The sequence below is a fragment of the Streptomyces laurentii genome (assembly GCF_040635425.1).
GTDB lineage: Bacteria > Actinomycetota > Actinomycetes > Streptomycetales > Streptomycetaceae > Streptomyces > Streptomyces laurentii.
Genome location: NZ_JBEYHT010000009.1, coordinates 34,503 through 55,392, shown reverse-complemented (window position 1 = coordinate 55,392; position 20,890 = coordinate 34,503). Strand labels below are relative to the sequence as shown.

Below are 20,890 nucleotides of genomic sequence, written 5' to 3'. Positions count from 1 at the left end.
GCGACCGACGGTCGCGACCACGGCGACGGTGACTCTCGACAGCGCCCGCCGCGCGGCACCCACCCGTACCGGTCCTCAACCAGGCACCGGGTACCTCTCGTTGAGGAACCTCCGTCGTCCGTATAGCACTTGAGGATGATCCGCCGACCCTCCGGAGATGTACTTTCCGACCGATCCGGAACCCGGCACCACCGCCACCGTCTTCACCCTCGCGTCGGCTTGATCGTCGAGCCGACAGGAGGAGGTTCTGATGGCCGGTCGGATGAGTGAGGCGAGGCGGGCGAAGGCGTCCGCGCCGGAGTATCAGGGAGCGCTCGGGACGCTGTCGGTGAACGCCTCGCTGCCCGAGGTGCTCGCCCGGGGCATCGAGGAACTCCAGGCGGCGGAACAGGCAGGAAACCTGCGGGAGATGGCGCGGTGCGGGCTGGCCGTGGCGGAGGCCTGCCGCAGGCTCGGGCGGATCGGGGAAGCCGACCGGGCGTGGAAGGCGAGCTATCGGGCGGCGCGTTCGGCCGGTCACGAGGGGGCGATGGCGTGGGCGCTGTGGAGCGGCGGCACGCTGGCCCGGCAGCGCGGTGCGTTCCGGCTGGCGTACCGGCTCCTGCGGCTCGCGGCCGAGGCGGGCGAGCGGGGGGACGACATCGTCGTGCGGGGCTACTCGCTGGCGGGGCTCGCCGAGACCGGGCGCATACAGGGCGATTACGAGGCCGTGGGCCGGCTGCACGAACAGCTGCTCGCCGAGGCCCGCCGCCGCGGCGAGGCCCGGCACACGGTGTGGGCACTGGAGGGCATCGCGCAGATGCACCGCAACACGGGCTCCTACGACAAGGCCCTGGCCCTGTTCGAGGAGGCGGCCGAGACGGCGTCGCGTGCCGAGGACCGGCGCGGCTGGGCATGGGCCCTGCGGGGCATCGCCGACGTGGTGTCCGTACGCGACGGGGACGTGGACCGCGCACTGTCCCTGCTGTCGCAGGCGGAGGAGGCATGCCGGGAGATACGGCTGTCCAGCGCGCTCGCCTACAACCACAAGATGCGGGGCAACGTCCTGTACCGGGCAGGCCGGTACGAGCAGGCCCGCGAGCTGTACGCGCAGGCGCTGGAGGAGTTCCGCGAGATGGAGGAGCCACGCGGGACGGCACTGTCGAGGCTGGGCCTGGTCAAGGCCGGTGCCCGCCTGGGCCGCGAGGCCGCGCACACCGCCGCGGAACTTGCCGAACTGCGCACGACCTTGGACCGCATCGGACTGCGACACGCCCGGGACATGGTGGACAAGGCCGCGGCCGAGCTCGGGGTCGGCCCGCTACCGGACCATGCCGGTCAGGGAACCGGGGCAGCGGAGCCGGTGCTGCCGGCGGTCGGGGCGGAGGCCCTGCGGGCCGTGGACGTGGAGGGGCTGCGATGAACGCCCTGCCGAAGCCGTCGTCGCCGGCCTGTTCACCCGTGGACACACCAGCCGGCTCATCCGCCGCCGGCCCCGCGGGCGTGGCGCTGATGAGCCCGCCCCGCCCGCACCACCCCTTGCCCTCCACCGTCCTGGACCGCTGCCGCGCACTGGTCCGGCCGGCGCTGGTGGAGGCGGTGGGAAGACTGCATCCCTGGACCGGTGAGATGGCGGCGTACGCACTGGGCTGGGCCGACCCGTCAGGGACGCCGAACCCGGGCGGATCGGAGGGCAAGGGAGTGCGTCAGGCCCTGACCCTGCTCGGAGCGGAGGCCGTCGGAGCCGACGGCGCCGACGCCGTCCCGGGAGCCGTGGCCGTCGAACTCGTCCACACCTTCTCGCTGCTCCACGACGACATCATGGACGCCGACGCACTGCGCCGGCAGCGCCCCGCGGTGTGGAAGACGTACGGGACTGGCCCGGCCGTTCTCGCGGGCGACGCGCTCCTCGCGCAGGCCGTGGCGACCCTGGCCGAGGTCGGGAGCCGGCACACGGGTGCCGCGGTCCGGTGCCTGTGCACGACCCTGAACACACTGGTGACCGGCCAGGCGCAGGACCTGCGCTTCGAGGACCGTCCGTGGCACGGACCCGGTGCGGTGGGACCGGACGAGTACCGTTCGATGGCCGACCAGAAGACGGGCGCCCTGCTGGGCTGCGCGCTCGCGCTCGGCGCGATCCTGGGCGGCGCCCCCGACCGCACCGTGACCGCACTCGAACGAGCCGGGCGCCATCTCGGCCTCGCCTTCCAGGCGGTGGACGACATCCTCGGCATCTGGGGCGACCCGGCCGTGACCGGCAAGCCCGTCCACGCGGACCTCCGACGGGGCAAGAAGACCTACCCGATCCTCACGGCACTGGCCGGAGGAGACGAGGCCGCACACGAACTCGCCGCGCTCCTCACGACCACCGAGCGGATGGACGACGACGAGGCCGCCCACGTCGCGGCGCTGGTCGAGAAGGCCGGCGGTCGGTCGGCAACCCGCGACGAGGCACTCCGCCACCTGGACACCGCCCGCCGCACCCTGCGCGACACGCCGCTGAGGTCTCCGGCCGTACAGCAACTGGACACGCTGTTCACGCACATGCTCGCCAGAACATGGTGACCCGCGGCCTGCGAGGAGGGGGGCCGCCCCGTGCTTCGGCCGCGCGATGACCGAACGGCGTCACCACCAGAGGTGGTGACGCCTTGTGGGCGCGATCGGCACACCGCCGGATAGACGCGCGACGCGGTTGTGTTCGCCGATTCACCTGCTTTCGGTCATGCGGCCTTACGGCCTTACGGGCTTACGGCCTTACGGCCGAAGCAGCGGGAAGGCGGCCTTGGCCCAGAGCGCTCGCGTGCCGGCGGGCTCGCCCGGGCTGTCGCAGTCGGCCGAGGTCCAGGTCATGAGTGGGGCGTCGGGGTGGTCGACGGCCGGCCAGCCGGGGTCTCCGGTGCGGGCGAAGTCGGCCCAGGCGCGCACCATGCGGGCGGAGAGGTCGTGGTCGGCGGGAGTGGGCAGGCCGCCGATGAGGAAGGCCAGGTCGCTGTCGAGGTGGTTGCCGAAGGCGAAGGGGACGTCGGCGCAGTGCCACGCCCGAACGCTTCCGCCTGGGTCGGTGCGGCGCCGGTCGAAGCGCGAGAGGTAGGTCCGGCCGCCGGCTCGGGCGTGGTGTTCGGCGAGCCTGTTGCCGTACTCGCAGAAGAGCAGGTCGCTGAAGACGGCGAGGTAGATGTCGAGGACCGGGGCCTCGGGCGCGTGGGCTCGGTACCCGTCGATCAGGCCGTCGGGGAGACCGAAGTCCTGCGCGAAGAGGGTGAGTTGCTCTTCACTGGTGACCTTGGTGCTGCTGCCGACCGCGTCGAGGAGCCAGTACTCCTCGGTGGTGTGGCAGACCAGCAGGTCGACTTCCCGGCTCAAGCCCTGGGCCATTCCGGTGAGCGGATCGACGGGGAGGGTGTCCCCGTCGAGGACCGGGGCGTAGAGCGAAGGATCGTAGTGGCGGGAGCCGGAGGCGGGATCGCGCCGGTATGCCTCGACGACAGCGTCGCCGGCGCGGACCAGGGCCTCCGGGCCGACGGCCGTAAGGCCCCCGGGGGTGGCGGGGCAGCCCGCCGCGGCGGCGATCTCGCGCGTGGTCGCGGCGGCGATGTCGAGGGTGTAGCAGGGGCTGGCGGGGCTGTGGGCGATGGCGCGGCGGAACAGATCGCGGGCTCTGTCCATCACCATCAGACAAGCCACCGACGCCGCTCCGGAGGACTGGCCGGCGACGGTGACGTTGCCCGGGTCGCCACCGAACCCGGCGATGTTGTCGCGGACCCAGTGCAGCGCCGCGATCTGGTCGAGCAGGCCGCGGTTGTCCGGGTAACCGACCCCGCGGCCGCGGGTATGTGGCCGAAGCCCTCGAATCCGACGCGGTAGTTGAGAGTGACGACGACCACGCCGGCGCGTGCCAACGCGGTGCCGTCGAAGTCGGGCTGGGCCGAGGACCCGAAGGTGTACGCGCCGCCGTGTATCCACACGAGCACGGGAAGGCGGTCGCCTTTCGCGGCCGGGGTCCAGATGTTCACGGTGAGGATGTCCTCGTCGCCGGGGGACCAGGCGGGCGCGCCCGGCAACCGCGCCGACTGCGGAGACACCGCCCCGAAGCGGGTACAGCCCCGCACCCCGGCCCACGCCGCGGCCGGCTGGGGCTCCTTGAACCGCCTGGGCCCGAACGGCGGCTCGGCATAGGGAACGCCGAGCACCGCGACGACCCCTTCGGAAGCCCGAAAGCCCCGCACCCGGCCGCTGTTCGTCTCGAAGGTCTCCACGCGGACTGCCTCTCGCTCGACGCCGCATCGCCCGAAGCGGGCGTGTCCTCAGCGTGGCATCACCGGCTCCTCGGGCACCAACACCAAGATCGCGAAGATTGACGCACCGGCGATGTGAATCCGCGCCACCACCCGTTCGGCGAGGAGAGCGAGAGCCCGTGCGGCGCCATCCCGCGGCCACACCGGAGGGACTGGCAGCGGGATGGAAGGGTGCGGCGGCGCCGTTGGGCAGCGAGCCGGGGGCCTGGTCCGTGACTGGTCCGGGAGAGCGGGTCAGGAACGGGAAACCGGTGGGAATGGCCGCTCCACCGGCGTCCGGCCGTGAGTGGGTCGGCGGGGGCCCGGACGGCCGGTGGCGAAGACGTTCCGGGCGGGTCCGATCTTCCCAACTCCCTTACGGAGAAAGATCATCCCTATCCACGCCCGCCATCCCTGAGTAGCATCCTGCCTGCCAGGTCCGGACTTCCGTTCCCTGTCCGGACACATGACCTGAGCGACCGTCAGGTTCGACGGCTTGAGCCCGTCGAGTCAGGCCGGGCCATGCCGCACCCCGCGGTCGGCTCCCTGACTGGAAGTGGCACTGCATTGAGACCAAGACGTTCGGGGTCTGCCAGACCCTTGCGTACCTTCTCCCGGTTGACCGGTCGTCTGCTGCCGCCGGTGCTCGCCATGGCGCTGCTGGCCGGCGCGGGTGTGAGCGACGGCTACACGGCTTCGCGGACCGAGCTGGCGGGCGACTACGACTGGTACGAGGACACCGCCGCCGAGGAGTTGCGGCAGGACCAGTGCCTGATGAGCGATGTCCTGCGGCTGGGCGGGCCCGCCATGGCCGCCAGCGCGAAGGACGCGCTCAACCAGAGCCCGGCACGGCTGCGGGAGCTGGCCGACCGGGACTTCTGGGAGGACACGCCGCTCGCCACCGCGTACCAGACGGACCAGGACGCCGCGCTCGCCGATCTGAACCGGCTCGACACGCTCCACAACAGTTGGAAGATCACCGGGCTCACGACGCCGGGCGGCTTCGGTTCCGTCACCGACTTCGAGTGGCCGCCCGGGACGAGCGGGGACGACGGTGAGGACTTCCACACCCAGACCGGCCTGACGCAGTGGATCGCCGACCGGTTCTGGAAGGACGAGAGCGACTTCTACGAGGACGCGACCCCGCCGGCCGACGCGAAGACCGTCGCGGCGGTCAAGGCTCTGGGGCAGCCGCTCTACGGCAAGGATCCCGATCCGTCCTCGCCGGACTGGAACCGGCAGCTCGCACTGCGGGACGCCTACCAGTACCTGACGGACTGGAGTCTGGAGCCGACCGGCGCGGACAACGCCCGCCTGTTCCTGAGCTCGGGCGGCTTCCCGGCCAAGGCGCCGCTGCCGGGATCCGCCGAGTACCGGATCGCGGTGGAGGACCTCAAGTCCCGCTTCGCGTCCTGCGCGTGGCGTGATCCGATGGACCCCGAGAAGGTCCTGGGCGAGGTCACCGCGACCGCGGCGACGGAGTGGCAGCAGGAGATCGGCTCGCAGGCCGTCCCGCGCAACGACATCCTGACCGCGAACAAGAACGCAGTCCAGGCGTTGACCGTGGCCTCCGAGTCGATGGGCAAGCTGCTCGGCCACTCGTGGGTCGCCGACCACATCACCCGCTGGCAGGACTACTGGTCCTCGGGCGGCATCGGCTGGATCGGCACCGCCCCGATGGCCATCCAGATCCCGGGCGCGGCCGGCAAGTGCCTGGGCGCGCAGGGTTCGGCCACCACCAACGGCACCCCTGTCGAGGTGGTCGCCTGTGCGACGGCGGCCGCCCAGCAATGGAAGGTCAACGGGGAATACGGCCAGGGCTACAGCCTGCAGAACGTCAACTCGTCGAAGTGCCTCGACGTGGCCACCGACAAGACGAAGATCCAGCTCTGGACCTGCAACGGCACGCCCATGCAGACCTGGAAGTTCAGCGTCCGCGCCAGCGCCACCCTGCAGAATGTGGGGGCGGACAAGTGCCTGAACTTCCCCGCGTACACCGCGGGGCAGGACGCGCTCGCGGCCGTCTGCAGCACCGCCGCCACGCAGAAGGTGCTGTTCAAGCCCACCGGGAACAACGGCACCGTGCCGCCGGCGGCGGAGTTCACGAAGGCGACGGCGCGGCTCGCCTCCGCACGCGCCGGGGCGGTGGCCGAGCTGGCCGAGCTCAAGCGCCAGGCGACGGCCGCGACGGCGGCCCAGACCGCCAGTGCCACCGCCGAGCAGGCCGCGTACACGATCGCGGACGCCGCCGGCGCGCCGCGGGGCCGCGGTCTGCTGGTGGGGCAACAGAAGGCGCAGGTCACCCAGGGTGCCGCGGCAGCGGTCACGGCACTGGTGAAGGCCGGTGAGACCGCCGAGGCGGCCACCCGGGCGGCGGCCGCGGACAGCGCCACGATCGCCCAGCGGGCGCTGGCGCAGGCCGCGCAGTCCAAGGCGGAGTTCCGCAAGGAGGCGGCCTACCGGGCCGAACTGCAGGCCAAGGCGGCCGCGGACGCGGCCAGGCTGCACCGCGACAACGCCAAGAAGGACAAGGAGCTGGCCGAGGCCAAGCTCGCCCAGTCCCTGATCGCCGAGGGAGACGCCAAGGCGGCGGCGGCCGACGCGCACGCCAAGCGGCTGAAGGCCGAGGCCGAAGAGGCCACGGCGAAGAAGGAGAAGGAGACCGCCGACCTCAAGAGGACGGAGGCCGCCGAGCACCGGAAGACGGCGGAAGCCGAAGCGGCCAACGCGGAGGCCGCCAAGAGCAGGGCCGAGAAGGCGGAGTCCACCGCGGTGGCCCGCAAGGACGACGCCGAGGCCGCCCGGGACCGGGCCAGGGAACTGCGCGACGACGCGTGGGACGCCCAGCAGAAGGCGGACGCGGCGCGCGCCAAGGCCGACGCCAAGAAGGCCTACGCCGAATCCCTGGAAGCCGGGGACGCGGCGGACGCCGCGCGGGCGGCGGCCGATGAGGCCTCCCGGCACGCGGACGACGCGGAGGCGGCGGCCGGCCGGGCCCGTACCGCGGCCGACGCGGCCACCCAGGCGGCGGCGGACGCGGACGCGGCGGCGACCCGCGCGGAGGCAGCCGCCAAGCGCTCGCGGGCAGCCGCGGACGAGGCGCAGGCGGCGAAGCTGCGGGCGGACGCCGCGGTGCGCACCGCGACCAGTGCCGCCGCCGACGCCATCGTCGCCTCCGAGCACGCCTCGGCCGAGGCCGCCCTGTCGGTCAAGGCGGCCAACGAGGCCGAGGCGAAGGCGAAGACGGCCAAGGCCGAAGCGGACGCGGCCAAGGCCGAGGCCGACAAGGCCACCGTCGCCTCGGCGAAGGCGGCGGGATTCGCCTATGTGACCGCGCGGGCCGCGGTGGACGCCGGGAAGTCGGCCGCGCAGGTGGCGGTTCCCGCGAACGACGCGATCCAGCTCGGTTCGCCGTACGTCACCAAGGACTCGGCCGCCTCTCTGGTGGTCCTGTCCGGCCAGGCGGCGAAGACCATCGCCGAGCAGCAGAAGGCCGTCGCGGACGCCCACGCCGTCAACGCGGCCGAGGAAGCGGCCGCCGCCCAGTCCCTCGCCGATCAGGCGCAGGGCGACGCGAAGGCCGCCTACCAGCACGCGGCGAACGCCGCCAAGTACGCCGCGGATGCCCGCGGTTACTCGAAGGAGGCACTCGCCTACGCGGCCGCCGCGGCGGCCGCCGCGGCGAAGGCACAGCAGTCACTGGCCCGCACCATCGAGTACGGGCGACAGGCCGCCGAGGACGCCGCCGCCGCCGACAAGGCCGCGGGCCGGGCCGAGGGCTACGCCGAAACCGCCCGCGCCTCCGCCGACGCCGCCGCCCTCGACGCGGAGGCCGCCCGTGCGGCCGCCGCGCAGGCCGAGGAGTCCGCCAAGGAGGCCAGGGCCGCCGCCGAGCGGGCCGACGCCGCGGCGACGGCGGCGGAGGAAGCCGCCAAGGACGCCCAGAAGTACGCCGAGTCCGCCCAGGAGGCCGCGACCCAGGCCGAGAACGCCGGGAACGCCCAGCAGATCGGGAACGGGACGGTCCCGGACGAGGCCGGCGGTCTGATCGGCGGTGTGTTCTACGTCGTCGATCACATCGAGCAGGTCGGCAAGCCGCAGATCATCAAGAAGACCGGCGGCTGCGACGGCTGGTGGGACCAGCTCGTCTACAAGGGCGACTGCACGATGACCCAGAAGATCGGCTACAAGGCCGATCTCGACCTCTACCTGTGCGCCACGGAGGTCTGGGAGAACGCGTGCTTCTCCGGCGACACGATCTACCTCGGCGAGCAGAAGACGGACACGCAGTACACCGAGGTCACGCACACCATCACGATCGCGGAGTACCAGCGGGGTGTCGATCCCATCGACATCCTGTTCGGCAGCTGGATCCGCTGCGCCCAGAAACTCACCCCGGGTGGTGAGAACGGGAGCTGGGGTGGTTGCGCCTGGGCCGTGGTGGATGTGGCGTCGTTGTTCGCCGGCAAGATCATCCGGCCCATCGCGGACGCCGTCCGGGCGATGGACGCCGCGGCCAGGACCGGAATCGGCGTCTTCGACGCGTGGAAGGCCCTGCGCACCCTCCGGTTGCCCGAGGAAGCCCTCGCGGGCATCGCCGGCAAGATCATGCAGACGGTGCTCAAGGCCTGCGAGACGGCCGCCAGGGCGGCGCCGACCGTCGGCGCCCGGGCGCTCGCCGTTTCGGGTTCGACCGAGGAGTGCATCCGCCAGGCTCTCCGGGACCTGGTCAAGGACAAGGACCACATCGTCCTCGGCATCAACCCGGGCTCGGACGACCTCACCAAAATCGTCGGCGGGCGCACGTTCAACGGCAAGGAGTTCGGCATCCAGCTGCCGGCCGGCATGGGCATGGGGGAACGCCCCCTGTGGACGGTGGGAGTGGACCAGGCGGTGTCCAACTCCACGGTGAGGATCTCGGTGTCGCTGGACGGTGTCGCGGGCGCCAAGAACGCCGACGAGGCGCTGAACATGCTTCTGGCGCGAGGTGAGACGATCACCAACAACGACTGGGGGATCATCCGGTCCAGAGGGTACGGAACCGCGTGGGAGATGGTCAGACTCCGTGCGGCCTGCCGGACGGAGGCCCGCACCTGGAAGAGCATCGACTGGTACATGACCAACGCGGAAGGCAAAGTCGAGCAAGTCTTCCCGGAGCGCTTCACGTACGCCAACGGCGTGCCGGTGAACTGAGGGAAAGATGGTGAGCATGACGGATTTCGTTCGGGAGGGGCGACTCTTCAGAGTCACCGGATTCCACCCCTCGCACCGGCAGCTGACGCTGGCCAGTGAGGCCACCCTGGTGGACCGGACCACGACGAGGATCGAGGTCTGGATCGGGCATGTGGAACTGATGTTCCTCAAGCCCCACTACCGGAACGGGCTCCACATCCGGCGGGCGACCGAAGCCGAGTTCGGCGTGCTCAGCGAACGGCACGGCATCCAGGCGCAGGACGCCGCCTACACCTGGATGCTGGAGCCGGACGGCGACAGCTTCGTCGTCGGCGGCAATCCGAGCTGGCGGGAAGCGGAATACGCGCTGATGGGCGAGCGGGAGTCGTTGTACGACGGGCCCTGGCCGCCGGACTTCCCGGCGGAGTCGGGGAACGTCTACTGACGCCTCGGCACTCGGACGCGCAAGGTGAGGGCGGCACCCGCATCGCGGGGGCCGCCCTCGGCATGTCACTCACGGTCCGGGACCGCACGCCGAGCCGATCTCCCTGGCGCGCCGGGGCAGAGGTCAGTGCGTGGTGGGCCGAACCAGCAGACGAAGGTGTCGAGCAGGCCGTCGAGGGTGTTCCTCCTCGGCCTGGCCGCCCCCCTGACCTGCTACAAGAAGCCGGCGAAACGCGCCACGTGAGACAACCTCGGAACAACAGGCCGGTCATATCGGACCGCTGGGCTCACCCATCACCCCTTCACACGTGCCGTTCGAGATGAGGTGCCCGTAGAGCACGCCTGTGATGGGGATCCCAGCCCCTTCTTTCCGGCACATAATGGAACTCCGTTCATCCGGAGTGAGGTGCCCTCGTGGAGCTCGAGTTGCGACACTTGCGCGTGTTGTGTGCGATAGCGGATTTGGGGGGTGTCGGCCGGGCGGCTGCCGCACTCGGATACTCACAGCCGGCCATGAGCACGCAATTACGCCGCATCGAGGGGATGCTCGGCAAGGGAGTGTTCATGCGCAGCAGCACCGGTATGGAGCTCACGTCCTACGGTGCACAGGTCGTCGGCCGGGCCCGTGAGATTCTGGTGCTCGCGGACAATCTCACTGGTCTTCGGCACTCGCGCACGCCCGAGACGACACGTCGACTTCGCCTCGGTGTCATCAATACGCCCGTGGTGCCTGTGCTGCTGGACTCTCTTCGCGACGCTTTTCCCGATCTCGTCGTCTCCGTCAGCAGTGTGTATGCCACCGGGGAACTCCTGAGCCTTCTGGAAGCCGGCGAATTGGATGCCGGTCTGGGATGCGACTATCCTGGGCTGCCGATTCAGCACTCTCCGAATGTGGATCGTCGTGCGATCAGAACTGTTCCGATCTTCGTAGCCACCCCTGCCGGTCACCCGCTTGCGCATCGCCTTGAAATTCCCTTGGAGGGGCTTTCCGAGGACACTTGGTTCGTTTCTTCTGACGATGGGGTGGGATGGCCTGGCGTCTTCTACGACGCCTGCCAGGCTGCGGGTTTCACGCCGGCGGTCACGCACGAGTTCCATGTGCTCGATCAATTGCAGTCGATGATCGCCAAAGGTCTCGGAGTGACCGCCGTTCAGCCCACTGTGTGTCCCGTGGACGGGGTTCTGATCAAACCTCTGGCGGGGGATCCTCTGTGGCAGCGGCATTTGCTCTTGTGGCGCCGAGATCTGGTCGACGCGTCGGTTGTCGAGGCGGTGCATCATCATGCCGTTCGAACTCACCGGCAGCTGCTGGCTCAGGCTCCGCACTTCCAGAAGTGGGTAGCTCGTACGTACGCGCCTCCTCGTTCTGCGGACGGAACCAGAAAGACGCTTCCTGGTCCGGCTTGATGAGCAGGAGCGTTTCGCGGAGGCTTGCGGTGATACGCACGGCCGGTCCGGGCGAGTCGTTCTCGCTTTCCTTCGGCGGGTCCGTATACGTGCGAGAACGCCGGCTGCGCGGTAGCAGTCGGCGTTCCGCAAGCCCGTGTGTCAGTAGCTGGTGGTGACGGTGACGCCGCTGAAGCCGTTCACGGCGTACAGGCTGATGTAGTTGGCGCCGGCCGGCGGGTTGGTGATGGTCAGGGTGTGGCTGTTGCCGGTTCCCGTGGAACGCTGTGTGTAGCTGGTGGTGCCGGGCCAGCCGTTGTAGCTGTAGTACAGGTCCGCGTCGCCCGTGCCGCCGGTGCTGGTGATCTTCAGCTGGGTGGTGCCGGCCGGGACGTAGAGGTAGAAGTAGGCGTAGTTGCCGGTGGTGGCGGACTGGTTGCTGCGCTGGCAGTTCTGACCCAGCTCTCTGACATCGGCGCCGGTGCACTCGGTGCCGGTACCTCCGCCGCTGCTGACGGTGACGGTCCTCGTGGCAGTGGCGGTGGCTCCCTTGTCATCGGTGACCGTCAGCTTCACCGTGTAGGTTCCGGCGGAGCCGTAGGTCTTGCTGGGGTTGGTGGCGGTGGAGGTGGTGCCATCGCCGAAGTTCCAGGACCTGGAGGCGACGGTGCCGTCGGTGTCGGTGGACTGGTCGGTGAAGGTGACCTTCAGGCCCTGGACTGCCGTGGTGAACGCGGCGGTGGGCGCCTGGTTGCCGGGCGGGTTGGTGCCCCCGCAGGTGCCGGCCGCGCAGCCTGCCAGCCAGGTGGACCAGTCGTTGTCGTAGCGAGTACCGATGGTGCTGGTCAGGTAGGTGCGGGCGGCGTTCCAGTTGCCGGAACGGTAGTACCCGAGGACCGTGTCCATGTCGGTGCGGTGGTTCTCGAGCATGAACCGGGCGGCGAGGTAGCCCCAACGGTATATGCGTGTGGTGTCGTTGCTGTAGGTGGTGTCGAAGAGGGTACTCAGGGCGTAGGTGCCACGGCCCGCCTCCGTCATTGCCTCGGTGTAGGGAACGCCGCGGTAGGAGTAGGAGACGTATTCCGCGAAGCCCTCGATCCACCAGACAGTCGGTGTCGCCATGCCGGCGTCGAAGTCGCCGTACATGTCGAAGCGGCCGTCGAGGTAGTGGGTGTACTCGTGGTTGAGGTTCCAGATCTGGAAGTTCGGGCGCACCCACTCGGCCTCGTAGGCGATGAACCGGGGCTGGTTACCCGCCGCCGCCGGGTCTCCTTCCAGGTACATGCCGCCGTTGTTGGTGTCGATCCCGTACATGGCACCGGCATAGGTCTGGTAGTCGGTGCTGGAGTCGAAGGCGACGACCTCGATGGTGCTGTTCTTGTCGTTGGCGACAGGCCCGTTGTCCCGGACGGCGCTGTGGAAGTACGCGTCCTGGTCGCGCAGGCTGGAGCAGCTCGACGACAGCTCGCTCGAGGTCATCTGCTGGGCTTTGATGGTGATGCTGGAGCTGCACGGGTAGGTCACCGTCAGCACCGCTTTCTCCAGCTGCGACTGCAGGTCGCAGGTGCCGTAGTAGGAGCAGTTGGCCTTGTCGTAGTAGTCGGCCATCTCGGCTACGCCGACCCAGAGCGGTGCGGTGACGCCCTTGATGGAACTGGCGTTCAGCAGGCCGTCGGCCAGGGGCCGGACCTTGGGCTGCAGTGCGGAGTGCTGCAGAAACCTGCCCAGCTCCCGCCCGGCGTTGGACGTCAGATAGGACTGGTCCGTCCCCAGCAGGGCCACGTGACCGATGGCGAAGCCGTACAGCGCGTCGACCAGGCTGGGGTCGGACTGTACCGCGGTCACGAACGCGGGTACCTGGTGGCCACGGAAGGTCACGGTGTAGACGTTGTTGACCGCGTTGAGCATCCACCAGGAGGCGTTCCAGGAGGAGTCGTAGTCCGCCAGCATCCGCTTGACGACGTAGATGTAGCGGGCGTTCTCCTCGGCGCTGTCGATCAGCGTGACGGCCTCGGAGAGCGTCTCCCCGTTGGCGTCCGTGACGTCGCGGGAGTGAGCGCTGGCGAAGAACGCGTCGAGTCCCGCACGGATGGCGGTCTGCAAGCCGCTGCCGTAGGAGCCGACCGCGTCGGCGTTGTAGTAGTGGACGTAGTAGCCGGCACGCAGGTAGAGCACGAGCTGAGGCATACCGGTGCTGGAGTCGCCGGGGTAGGACGTCGAACCGTCACGCAGGGCATAGGCGACGGTGCTCATCTGCGCCTCACGGAAGGCGTAGTAGGCGTCGTTCCCGGTCAGTTTGAACAGCGTGTTGACGCAGTCGACCGTCGACGCCTTGATCTGCTGGACCAGCGCGCTGCCGGTGCGGCTCGTGAAGTCGGACACGTTGCACGCCGCAGCGCTCTTTTCTCCGACTGCCCCTCCGAACGCCTTCTCCGCTGACGTGGAGGAAGGTACAGGCGGTTTGACTGTCTTGCCGTAGTCCACCTTGAGAGCGTCCTTGCTCGCGGCCAGGGGCGGCAGCTGGGATGCCTTCAGGCGCCCCTTCGCGACATGCTCGGTCTCGGCCGTGGTGTGCTGCCCGACAGGCGCGGGCTCAGCCCGGTCCGGGCCCTCTGCCGTGATGCGTGCTGCCGGCTCAGCGTTCTCGGTTGCGCCGGCCGGCTGAGCCAGCAGGCCGATACCCATGGCGAGGGTCAGGGCCAGCGGCAACGCTGTGCCCAGACTTCGTCTGACAAGTGACATTCTCACTACGCCTCCCGTGAGGGAATTCGGCCGCGCAGGACGCGACCGACGGGGTGGGGGGAAAGAGGGCGTGGACAGCGAAAGACCATGCGGACGACGTGACGGGATACAGAAGGCCCGCCCGACTTGACATGGTCACGCCCTGTGAGCTGGACCCTCGCACAGGTGACACGTCGCAAGGAAGCCGCCTGAAGGAACGAGGGATTGCCAACCGGTGTACAGCAGCGCCTGTGCTGAGCCGGTGTAGGGCAAGAACAGCCTGGTCGGAGGGTGGGTAAGCCCCACCGGTCCGGCTCCACCCGCCAAGACGGCAGGGGCATAACAGTTCCGCCGGAGCAGGCATAAGACGTGAGATGAAGAGCGTCCCCGAACCCCGGGAGGAACAGGCCCACACGCATGACCGGGCCGTGCTTCGCCCGCACGATGAACGTGATCCTGTCCTGTCCCGGTTGGCGCCGGCGACGGCACCGGCTCGCTCTACGGCCACGTAGCCCGGAAGACCCTTGAAACGTTGCTGCCTGCGGCGGGTGTGAGCCGCGGGTCCGGGAGCCCGGCGGTTGGTTGATGGAGTTCGGTGGCGGGTACGGACGGGTGTTCCGTGGCGTGATCTGCCACGTGAGTACGGGCCCTGGCAGACCGTTGACGGGCTTTTCCGACGCCGGCAGCGCGAGGGCATCCGGGACGGGCTCCTGACCTTGTTGCAGGCGAGGGCTGATGCGGCCGGGCTGATCACGTGGGAAGTGAACGTCGACTCCACGGTCTGCCGGGCCCATCACACGCGGCTGGTGCCCGCCGGGACGGCGCCGGGCAGAAGGAGCGCCCGGGAGGGGTCGGGGTCGAACCGGAGGATCACGGGCTGGGCCGGTCGCGGGGTGGGTTCTCCACAAAGATCCATCTGGCCTGCGAGCAGGGCCAGAAGCCGCTGTCGTTGCTGGTCACGGCAGGTCGGCGGGGTGACAGCCCGCAGTTCGAGCCGGTCCTCGAAGCGATCCGGGTGCCCAAGGTCGGCGGTGGCCGTCCCAGGAGCAGGCCCACGACTCGGACAACACATTCATCGTGATCCAGCCCGACCAGGACGCCCCCGCCTGGTTCGCCTCCGTCGCCGTCCTGGACGAGGGCGGATACGAGGTCGTCCGCCGCGAACACGACGTGACCGTCGAGACCAGCAACGACCGCATCGCGGGCGACCTCACCAAGTGGCTGGCCGCCCGCGCTTCCTCAAACACGGCCTGGCGGTCTGATCAGTGCCCGGCCTCAGCCCGCATGGAGCGGGGGCTCCTGAGCGTTCAGCTCAACCCCGGTGGCCACGTTCCTTTTGCCTGTCAGCAGTTTTCGTGAGGCATGCTGTTGCGGAACCGCCCCCAGTTCGTGGAGCCGTTGACTACCGTGGTGCTACCGGCGTTGACAAGCCGGATACGCAACTTGATGCAATGGCCCTCGGCGAGGTTGAAGGGCGCACCCATGCTGGCATCGGTATACACCGACCCATTCCGGTAGCCCTTGCGGTTGTAGAACCCGAACTTGTACACGTCGGGCTCCGGGGTGACGTCCCACACATCGATCTCGATGTCCTTGCCATCCGCCTGAATGTCGCCGAGCTCCACCACGTCGCCGTCGGCGAAGAACCCGACGGCGCCGCCGGGGTTGTCGTCTGACGTAGAGAGCGAGTAAGGGTAGCCCTCCCTCGCCGACGCCGGCCACGCGGCCAGAATGGTCATCGCGACCGCTCCTCCTACGATGCCGCCGCGTCGACTCCACCGCGCCTTCTTCGAACCCATGTCTTTTCCCCCGTTACGGCCAGGCAAGTAGTCCTGACATCCAGGAACGTCGCCTGACTCCTTCCCTGGTTGGCGCGGGCCCGTGGCAACCACGGCTGGTCCGACCGCCTGTCTCAATCTGACATCCAGCGATCGTGAAGAGATCACCCCCGCGCATGATGTCGCTCCCCCTCACGGGGGAGGAGATCCGGCGATCCGACGAGCCTGGAGCGAGACCCAGTGGCTCGCCATCACCACGCCTGCCGAAGGAGCGGTACGAGGAGCTGTAGCCGCCGCGCTCGGGGCAGTTTGACGCCCCAGAACGATCCTCACACCGTGATCACCACGGAACGAAGCATGGACCGGAACCCGACCTAAAACACGGCCTGGACGCCGGCGAAGGCCTCGGCGAAAGGTGCCGACGCGGTTCGGGGGTATGGGCACCAAGACGGCTCGGTCCGGGCCGGCGCACGCGGCGTCAGCCCTTGCCGAGGAAGGTCCTCGCACCGCGGATTGCGGTGCTCAGCAGGCGCTGCGTCGCGCGGCCGTCGAGACGTACCTCCAAGGCGCCGGGAAGGCCGGTGTCCGCTCGGCGGCCGGAGGGCAACAGCGCGGGCTCCAGACCGTCGCGCCGGGCGATGAGGACCCCGAGGTCGTAGCGGCTGACGGCATCCGGCCCGGCCAGGTGGAAGACACCCGCGGCGTCGGAGTCCGCGAGTTCCCACAGGCCGGCTGCCAGATCGGCCACATGCACGGGGCAGCGGATGACGTCCGTGAACAGGGCACCCTTCCGGGTGCCGGCGGCGAGTTCGTGTACGACGCGTTCGTGGGTGGATCCGCCGTCTCCGATGATCAGCGATGTGCGGGCGACGGCCGCGGAAGGGTGCAGCAGACGCACCGCGGTTTCGGCTGCGGCCTTCGCACCCCCGTACGGGGTCACCGGATCAGGGAAAGCCGTCTCGTCGTAGGGGGAGCGGCTGCCGGAGAAAACGGCGTCACTGGACACGTGTACCAGCCGAATACCCCGCCTCGCCGTCTCCCCGGCGAGGCGGAAGGAACCGTCGGCGGTGACCGCCCAGTCGGCGTTCCCGCTGGACGCGTTGATCACCACGTCGGCTCCCACGGCATCGATGAGCCGGCCGAGACGACGGGGATCTCTCAGGTCCACGTGGTGCCACGAGACGCCAGGACGGTCACAGGGGCGGGAGTTGAAGGTCGCGGCCACGTCACGGCCGCCGGCCGTTGCCTGGCGAACCAGTTCGGCCCCCAGGAAACCGCTGCCACCCACGATCAGCGCTGTCATGCCTGACCACCGTAGTGGATTCCCCGCGGTCGGTCGTACGGCGGGACGAAGGAAGCGTCGCACGAGGGCGTTCCGTCAGGTGCGAGGTGGAGGGTGCCCGCGCACCGGTGACCGCGCTCTGCTAGAAGATTCCGAAGCTTCCGGTGCCACCCAGCCGGGTGCTGTCCTGCTGCGGGAAGCCGACGGACGGGGCGGTGATCATGCTGCTGCCCTTGGCGGTGGGGCCGCCCGTACCGCCCGGGAGGACCCAGATCGCGCCGGTGTAGTTGTTCTCCGCCTCGGCGCTGATGAAGAGTTCCGGATTGCCGTCCTTGTTGATGTCGCCCGCGGCCAGCGCGTTGCCGAACTTGTCTCCGGGCTCGCCGCCGCCGGGAACGTCGGGGGTGTCCTGGGTGAAGACGTAGGAACCGCTGCCCAGCGCCCCGGTGCGGCTGCCGGGGACGATCGTCACCGTCCCGGCGTCGGCCGGGCCGGTGTCCTCGCCCGGCGAGCCGACGACGATGTCCGCCAGCCCGTCACGGTTGAGGTCGGCCACCGCGAGGGCGGCTCCGAATTCGTCCCCCTTCTCGCTCCCACCAGGAACACCGGGGGTGTCCTGGGTCAGCTGCACCGGCTTCGCGTCCCGCGCGATGCCCTGCGCCGAGCCGTACCAGAGAAGGACCCGCCCGCCCGGCGCGCCGTCGGCTCCGGCCTTCTCCGGTTCGTCGGGGTCTCCGACCACGAGGTCGGCGTATCCGTCGCCGTTGACGTCTCCGGTGGCCGTGGTGAGGCCGTTGCCCGCCTGCTGTGGGTCCCCGGAACCGGGCGCGATGTACACCGCGCCGCCGCTCAGGTCGTGCTGCCGGACGGTGACGGCCGCCTCGTCCGGGTATCCCCCGCGGTCGAAGTCACCCAGCGCGACGCTTGCCAGGGAAGGAGTCTCCCGGATCTCCACCGCCTGGCCATAGGTGCCCCCGCTGGTGAACGGCCCGGTGAAACGGGTCGCTCCCGCGTAGCCGGCGACGAGCACCTCGGTCTTCGCGCCGGGGCCGGTACTGAGCGCCGCCACGTCGAGGCCGAAGTAGGTGCCGGGATGGGGCGTCGGGAGGACGGTGCCGGACGTCAGCCCCGTGCCGCTGCCCCACAGGACCGTCACCATGCCGGAGTCCTGGCCCTGCGGGGTGTCCTCGCCGACGGCGGAGACCACCAGGTCCGCATAGCCGTCCCCGTTCAGGTCGGCCGTCGCGGTGGCGGAGCCGAAGCCGTCACCCGGCTCGGCCGCGCCCGGCACCCCCGCGCTGTTCTGCGTGACGACCGCCCGCCGGGACGTCGACAGCCCCGACTTCGATCCGTAGAGGACGACCACGGCGCCGGCTCTCTGATGACCGGCGACGTACGCCCCCGGCGCGGGCAGAACGGCGTCACGGTAGCCGTCGCCGTTGAAGTCGCCGGGCACCGCCCCGTGGGTGGCCGCCGCGGGCTCGGCCGACAGCAGCGGAGCACCCACGACGACGGCGATCAGGAGCGCACCCGTTCTCCAACCGCCGTGCAGGCCACTTCTGTTCCTCATGAACTCGATCCCCTCCCACTCGACGCACCCGGTGTGCGACGCAGTCCCCGCATAGTAAGGGGGTTCGTAGTGCTGCCGGGTGTGCGGCCGATGGGCGCGATGGCCCGACTCTCCCGCGGTGGAGTGTGACCGGCGCCGGCATCGCATACGCCGTGCACGGCTCGATCCGGCCCCTGCCGTGCCGCCGCGTCACCGGCCACTCGCTTCGGTGGTCATCGACGCAGCGGTCCGCGTCGGGGTGCCGGAAGCCGAGCGCAGGACGCCGGCCGCGGCAGCGGCGACCGCGCACAGGGCCACCGGCAGCAGAAGCACCAGGTTGAGCGGGGCGAGGTGGGTGAGCGGTCCGATCACGGCGGGCCCGGCGAGCATGCCGAGGTAGCCGAGGCCCGCGACGCGGGACACGTTCGTCGCGGCGGCTTCGGGCTCGATGTGCCCGGCGGCGCTGAACAGTTGGGGAACGCAGCCGGACAGGCCGATCCCGAACAGCGCCCATCCTGCCAGCGCGGGAGCGATCCAAGGCGAGAGGGCCGCCGTGCCCAGGCCGGCGGCGGCCGTGGCGGCCCCGTAGCGCAGGACCGCGACGGCACCGAAGCGACCGGCGATCCGATCGGTCAGGAGCCGCCCCGCGGTCATCGCGGTCGCGAAGGCGCCGTAGGCCATCGCGGCCGTGGCGGCGGAGGCGCCGAGAGCGTCCCGCAGATGCAGGGTGGACCAGTCGTTGGCCACCCCCTCGCAGAGCATCAGCATCAGGGCGAGCACGGCCAGGGCCCAGACCCGGGCCGGAGTCGCGCGCCGGCCTCCGGACACCTTGGCGGGCGACGATTCACGCGGGGGACGCGGAGTACGCAGCAGCGCGGGTGCCGCGAGCAAACCGATCGCCAGGCCGAGCCCAGCGGCTGTTCCGAGCGTCGCCTCGGGCGGGTAACCCTGGCCGAGGGTACGGGCGCCGACCAGGGCGGCCAGCACGCCGCCGAGGGAGAAGACCGCGTGGAAGGCGGACATCACCGGCCGCCGGTAGGCGTGTTCGACGTGGACCGCGTGGGCGTTCATCGCGACGTCGAGGCAGCCGTTGCCGAAGCCCAGGGCGAGCAGCGCGCCGCCGAGTGCCGTGGGCCCGGTGGCCAGGCCGGGCAGGGCCAGAGCCACGCTGCACAGGGCCGCCCCGGCGGGTACGGCGATGCGCGGGCCGAGACGGTCCGTGAGCGGCCCGGCCAGCTGCATGCCGGCGAAGGCGCCCGCGCCCAGCAGCAACAGCAGCCAGCCGAGCGCGGCATGACCGATCCCGATCCGATGCTCGATCGCCGGGATGTGGACGACCCACATGCCCATGACGAAGCCGTTCAACCCGAAGTAGGTGAAGGTGGCCCAGCGGGCGACCCGAAGCGAGCGCATCATGCGCTCGAACATACAGAACAGTATCTCTGTTCGTAACTAGAGTTTTGAACAGTCATTGTGTTCACTAAGGGGTATGGGGAGCACCGAACGACTGAGGAAGATCGCGGACGCCGTGCGTGCGGCGGGCCGTATGAGCGTGGCCGAACTGGCGGAGCTCACCGGAGCGTCGGAGATGACCGTCCGCCGCGACCTGGAGGGCCTGGCCGAGCAGGGGGTCCTGGAGCGCTATCGCGGTGGGGCGCGCACCCTGCTGCTGCGCGGCCAGGAGCCGCCGTTCGCACTACGGGCCGCCGAGGACCAGGAGACCAAACGACGCATCGCCGCGGAGGCCGCACGCCTGATCGCCGAGGGCGAGTCGGTCCTCCTCGACAGCGGTACGACCTGCCTGGAGGTCGCCCGTGCCCTCCACGACCGGCGGGTCACCGTCATGCCGCTGTCCCTGCACGCCGTCAACGCCCTGACGAGCGCCCCCCGACTGACCCTCCTGGTCCCCGGCGGCCTGCCGCGCCCGGGTGAGCTCGCCCTGACCGGCCCGTTGACCGAGGCATCTCTGGCCGCCCTGCGGTTCGACACCGCCGTCATCGGCTGCTGCGGCCTCACCGCCGCCGACGGGCTGACCGCCTACGACCTGGCCGACGCCGCGGTCAAGCGCGCCGCGATCGCCTCGGCCCGTCGCGTCATCGCGGTCGCCGACGCCTCGAAGCTGTCCCGGACCGCCCTGGCCTTCGTCGCCCCGGCCTCGGCGCTGCACTCCGTCGTCACCGACGTATCGGCCCCCGACGACCGGACTGCCGCCCTGACCGCGGCCGGGGCGGTCGTACGGAAGGTGTGACCGCCAGGCCGCGGCGGATGGCCGTCTCCGGGCGGTCGGTCTCTCGGCCCCTCGGTG

The 20,890-nt window shown here is 70.2% G+C and carries 11 protein-coding genes and 3 pseudogenes; 8 read left to right on the top strand and 6 right to left on the bottom strand.

What is annotated here, in order from left to right; genetic code table 11:
- Positions 1 to 250 precede the first annotated feature (250 nt).
- Together ABZ693_RS08470 and ABZ693_RS08465 are read left to right on the top strand one after the other, a co-directional pair.
- On the top strand, positions 251 to 1,402 hold the full coding sequence (locus tag ABZ693_RS08470) for a tetratricopeptide repeat protein (protein WP_359874797.1): 1,152 nt from the start codon (positions 251 to 253) through the stop codon (positions 1,400 to 1,402).
- A gap of 89 nt (positions 1,403 to 1,491) precedes the next feature.
- The gene (locus ABZ693_RS08465) at positions 1,492 to 2,544 is read left to right on the top strand and encodes a polyprenyl synthetase family protein (RefSeq protein WP_359874961.1); all 1,053 of its coding nucleotides are present in this window, start codon (positions 1,492 to 1,494) and stop codon (positions 2,542 to 2,544) included.
- Between the two features lie 189 nt (positions 2,545 to 2,733).
- On the opposite strand, the pseudogene ABZ693_RS08460 reads toward ABZ693_RS08465, so the two are convergent.
- Positions 2,734 to 4,235, bottom strand: a pseudogene (locus tag ABZ693_RS08460) (carboxylesterase/lipase family protein).
- 669 nt (positions 4,236 to 4,904) lie between these two features.
- On the opposite strand from ABZ693_RS08460, the gene ABZ693_RS08455 reads away from it, so the two are divergent.
- From ABZ693_RS08455 to ABZ693_RS08445, 3 genes are all read left to right on the top strand, one after another.
- Entirely contained in the window at positions 4,905 to 9,446 is a 4,542-nt protein-coding gene (locus ABZ693_RS08455; protein WP_359874959.1) for a polymorphic toxin type 27 domain-containing protein, read from the top strand.
- 16 nt (positions 9,447 to 9,462) lie between these two features.
- The gene (locus ABZ693_RS08450) at positions 9,463 to 9,870 is read left to right on the top strand and encodes a hypothetical protein (protein ID WP_359874795.1); all 408 of its coding nucleotides are present in this window, start codon (positions 9,463 to 9,465) and stop codon (positions 9,868 to 9,870) included.
- A 413-nt stretch (positions 9,871 to 10,283) separates the two neighbouring features.
- Positions 10,284 to 11,276: a LysR family transcriptional regulator gene (locus tag ABZ693_RS08445; RefSeq protein WP_359874793.1), complete on the top strand. Its 993-nt coding sequence runs from the start codon at positions 10,284 to 10,286 to the stop codon at positions 11,274 to 11,276.
- A gap of 141 nt (positions 11,277 to 11,417) precedes the next feature.
- On the opposite strand, the gene ABZ693_RS08440 is transcribed toward ABZ693_RS08445, so the two are convergent.
- Complete coding sequence (locus ABZ693_RS08440; protein ID WP_435842370.1) at positions 11,418 to 14,003, bottom strand: collagenase; 2,586 nt, start codon at positions 14,001 to 14,003, stop codon at positions 11,418 to 11,420.
- Positions 14,004 to 14,554: 551 nt separating this feature from the next.
- On the opposite strand from ABZ693_RS08440, the pseudogene ABZ693_RS08435 reads away from it, so the two are divergent.
- Together ABZ693_RS08435 and ABZ693_RS08430 are read left to right on the top strand one after the other, a co-directional pair.
- A pseudogene (locus ABZ693_RS08435) lies at positions 14,555 to 14,620 on the top strand (hypothetical protein); the annotation flags it as partial.
- Positions 14,621 to 15,029: 409 nt separating this feature from the next.
- Positions 15,030 to 15,209: pseudogene (locus ABZ693_RS08430) on the top strand (hypothetical protein); the annotation flags it as partial.
- A gap of 110 nt (positions 15,210 to 15,319) precedes the next feature.
- Here the strand turns inward: ABZ693_RS08430 and ABZ693_RS08425 are convergent.
- The 4 genes from ABZ693_RS08425 to ABZ693_RS08410 all read right to left on the bottom strand — a co-directional run bounded on the left by ABZ693_RS08425 (position 15,320) and on the right by ABZ693_RS08410 (position 20,001).
- A complete protein-coding gene (locus ABZ693_RS08425) occupies positions 15,320 to 15,715 on the bottom strand; it encodes a hypothetical protein (protein WP_359874789.1) in 396 nt (131 codons plus the stop codon).
- A gap of 517 nt (positions 15,716 to 16,232) precedes the next feature.
- Positions 16,233 to 17,057 carry an SDR family oxidoreductase gene (locus ABZ693_RS08420; protein ID WP_359874787.1) on the bottom strand — a complete coding sequence of 275 codons (825 nt, stop codon included), beginning with the start codon at positions 17,055 to 17,057 and terminating at the stop codon, positions 16,233 to 16,235.
- Between the two features lie 121 nt (positions 17,058 to 17,178).
- On the bottom strand, positions 17,179 to 18,606 hold the full coding sequence (locus ABZ693_RS08415; RefSeq protein ID WP_359874785.1) for an FG-GAP-like repeat-containing protein: 1,428 nt from the start codon (positions 18,604 to 18,606) through the stop codon (positions 17,179 to 17,181).
- 189 nt (positions 18,607 to 18,795) lie between these two features.
- A complete protein-coding gene (locus ABZ693_RS08410; protein WP_359874957.1) occupies positions 18,796 to 20,001 on the bottom strand; it encodes an MFS transporter in 1,206 nt (401 codons plus the stop codon).
- A gap of 73 nt (positions 20,002 to 20,074) precedes the next feature.
- Here ABZ693_RS08410 and ABZ693_RS08405 point away from each other — a divergent pair, with 73 nt between their 5' ends.
- Complete coding sequence (locus ABZ693_RS08405; RefSeq protein WP_359874783.1) at positions 20,075 to 20,833, top strand: DeoR/GlpR family DNA-binding transcription regulator; 759 nt, start codon at positions 20,075 to 20,077, stop codon at positions 20,831 to 20,833.
- The last annotated feature ends 57 nt before the right edge of the window (positions 20,834 to 20,890 follow it).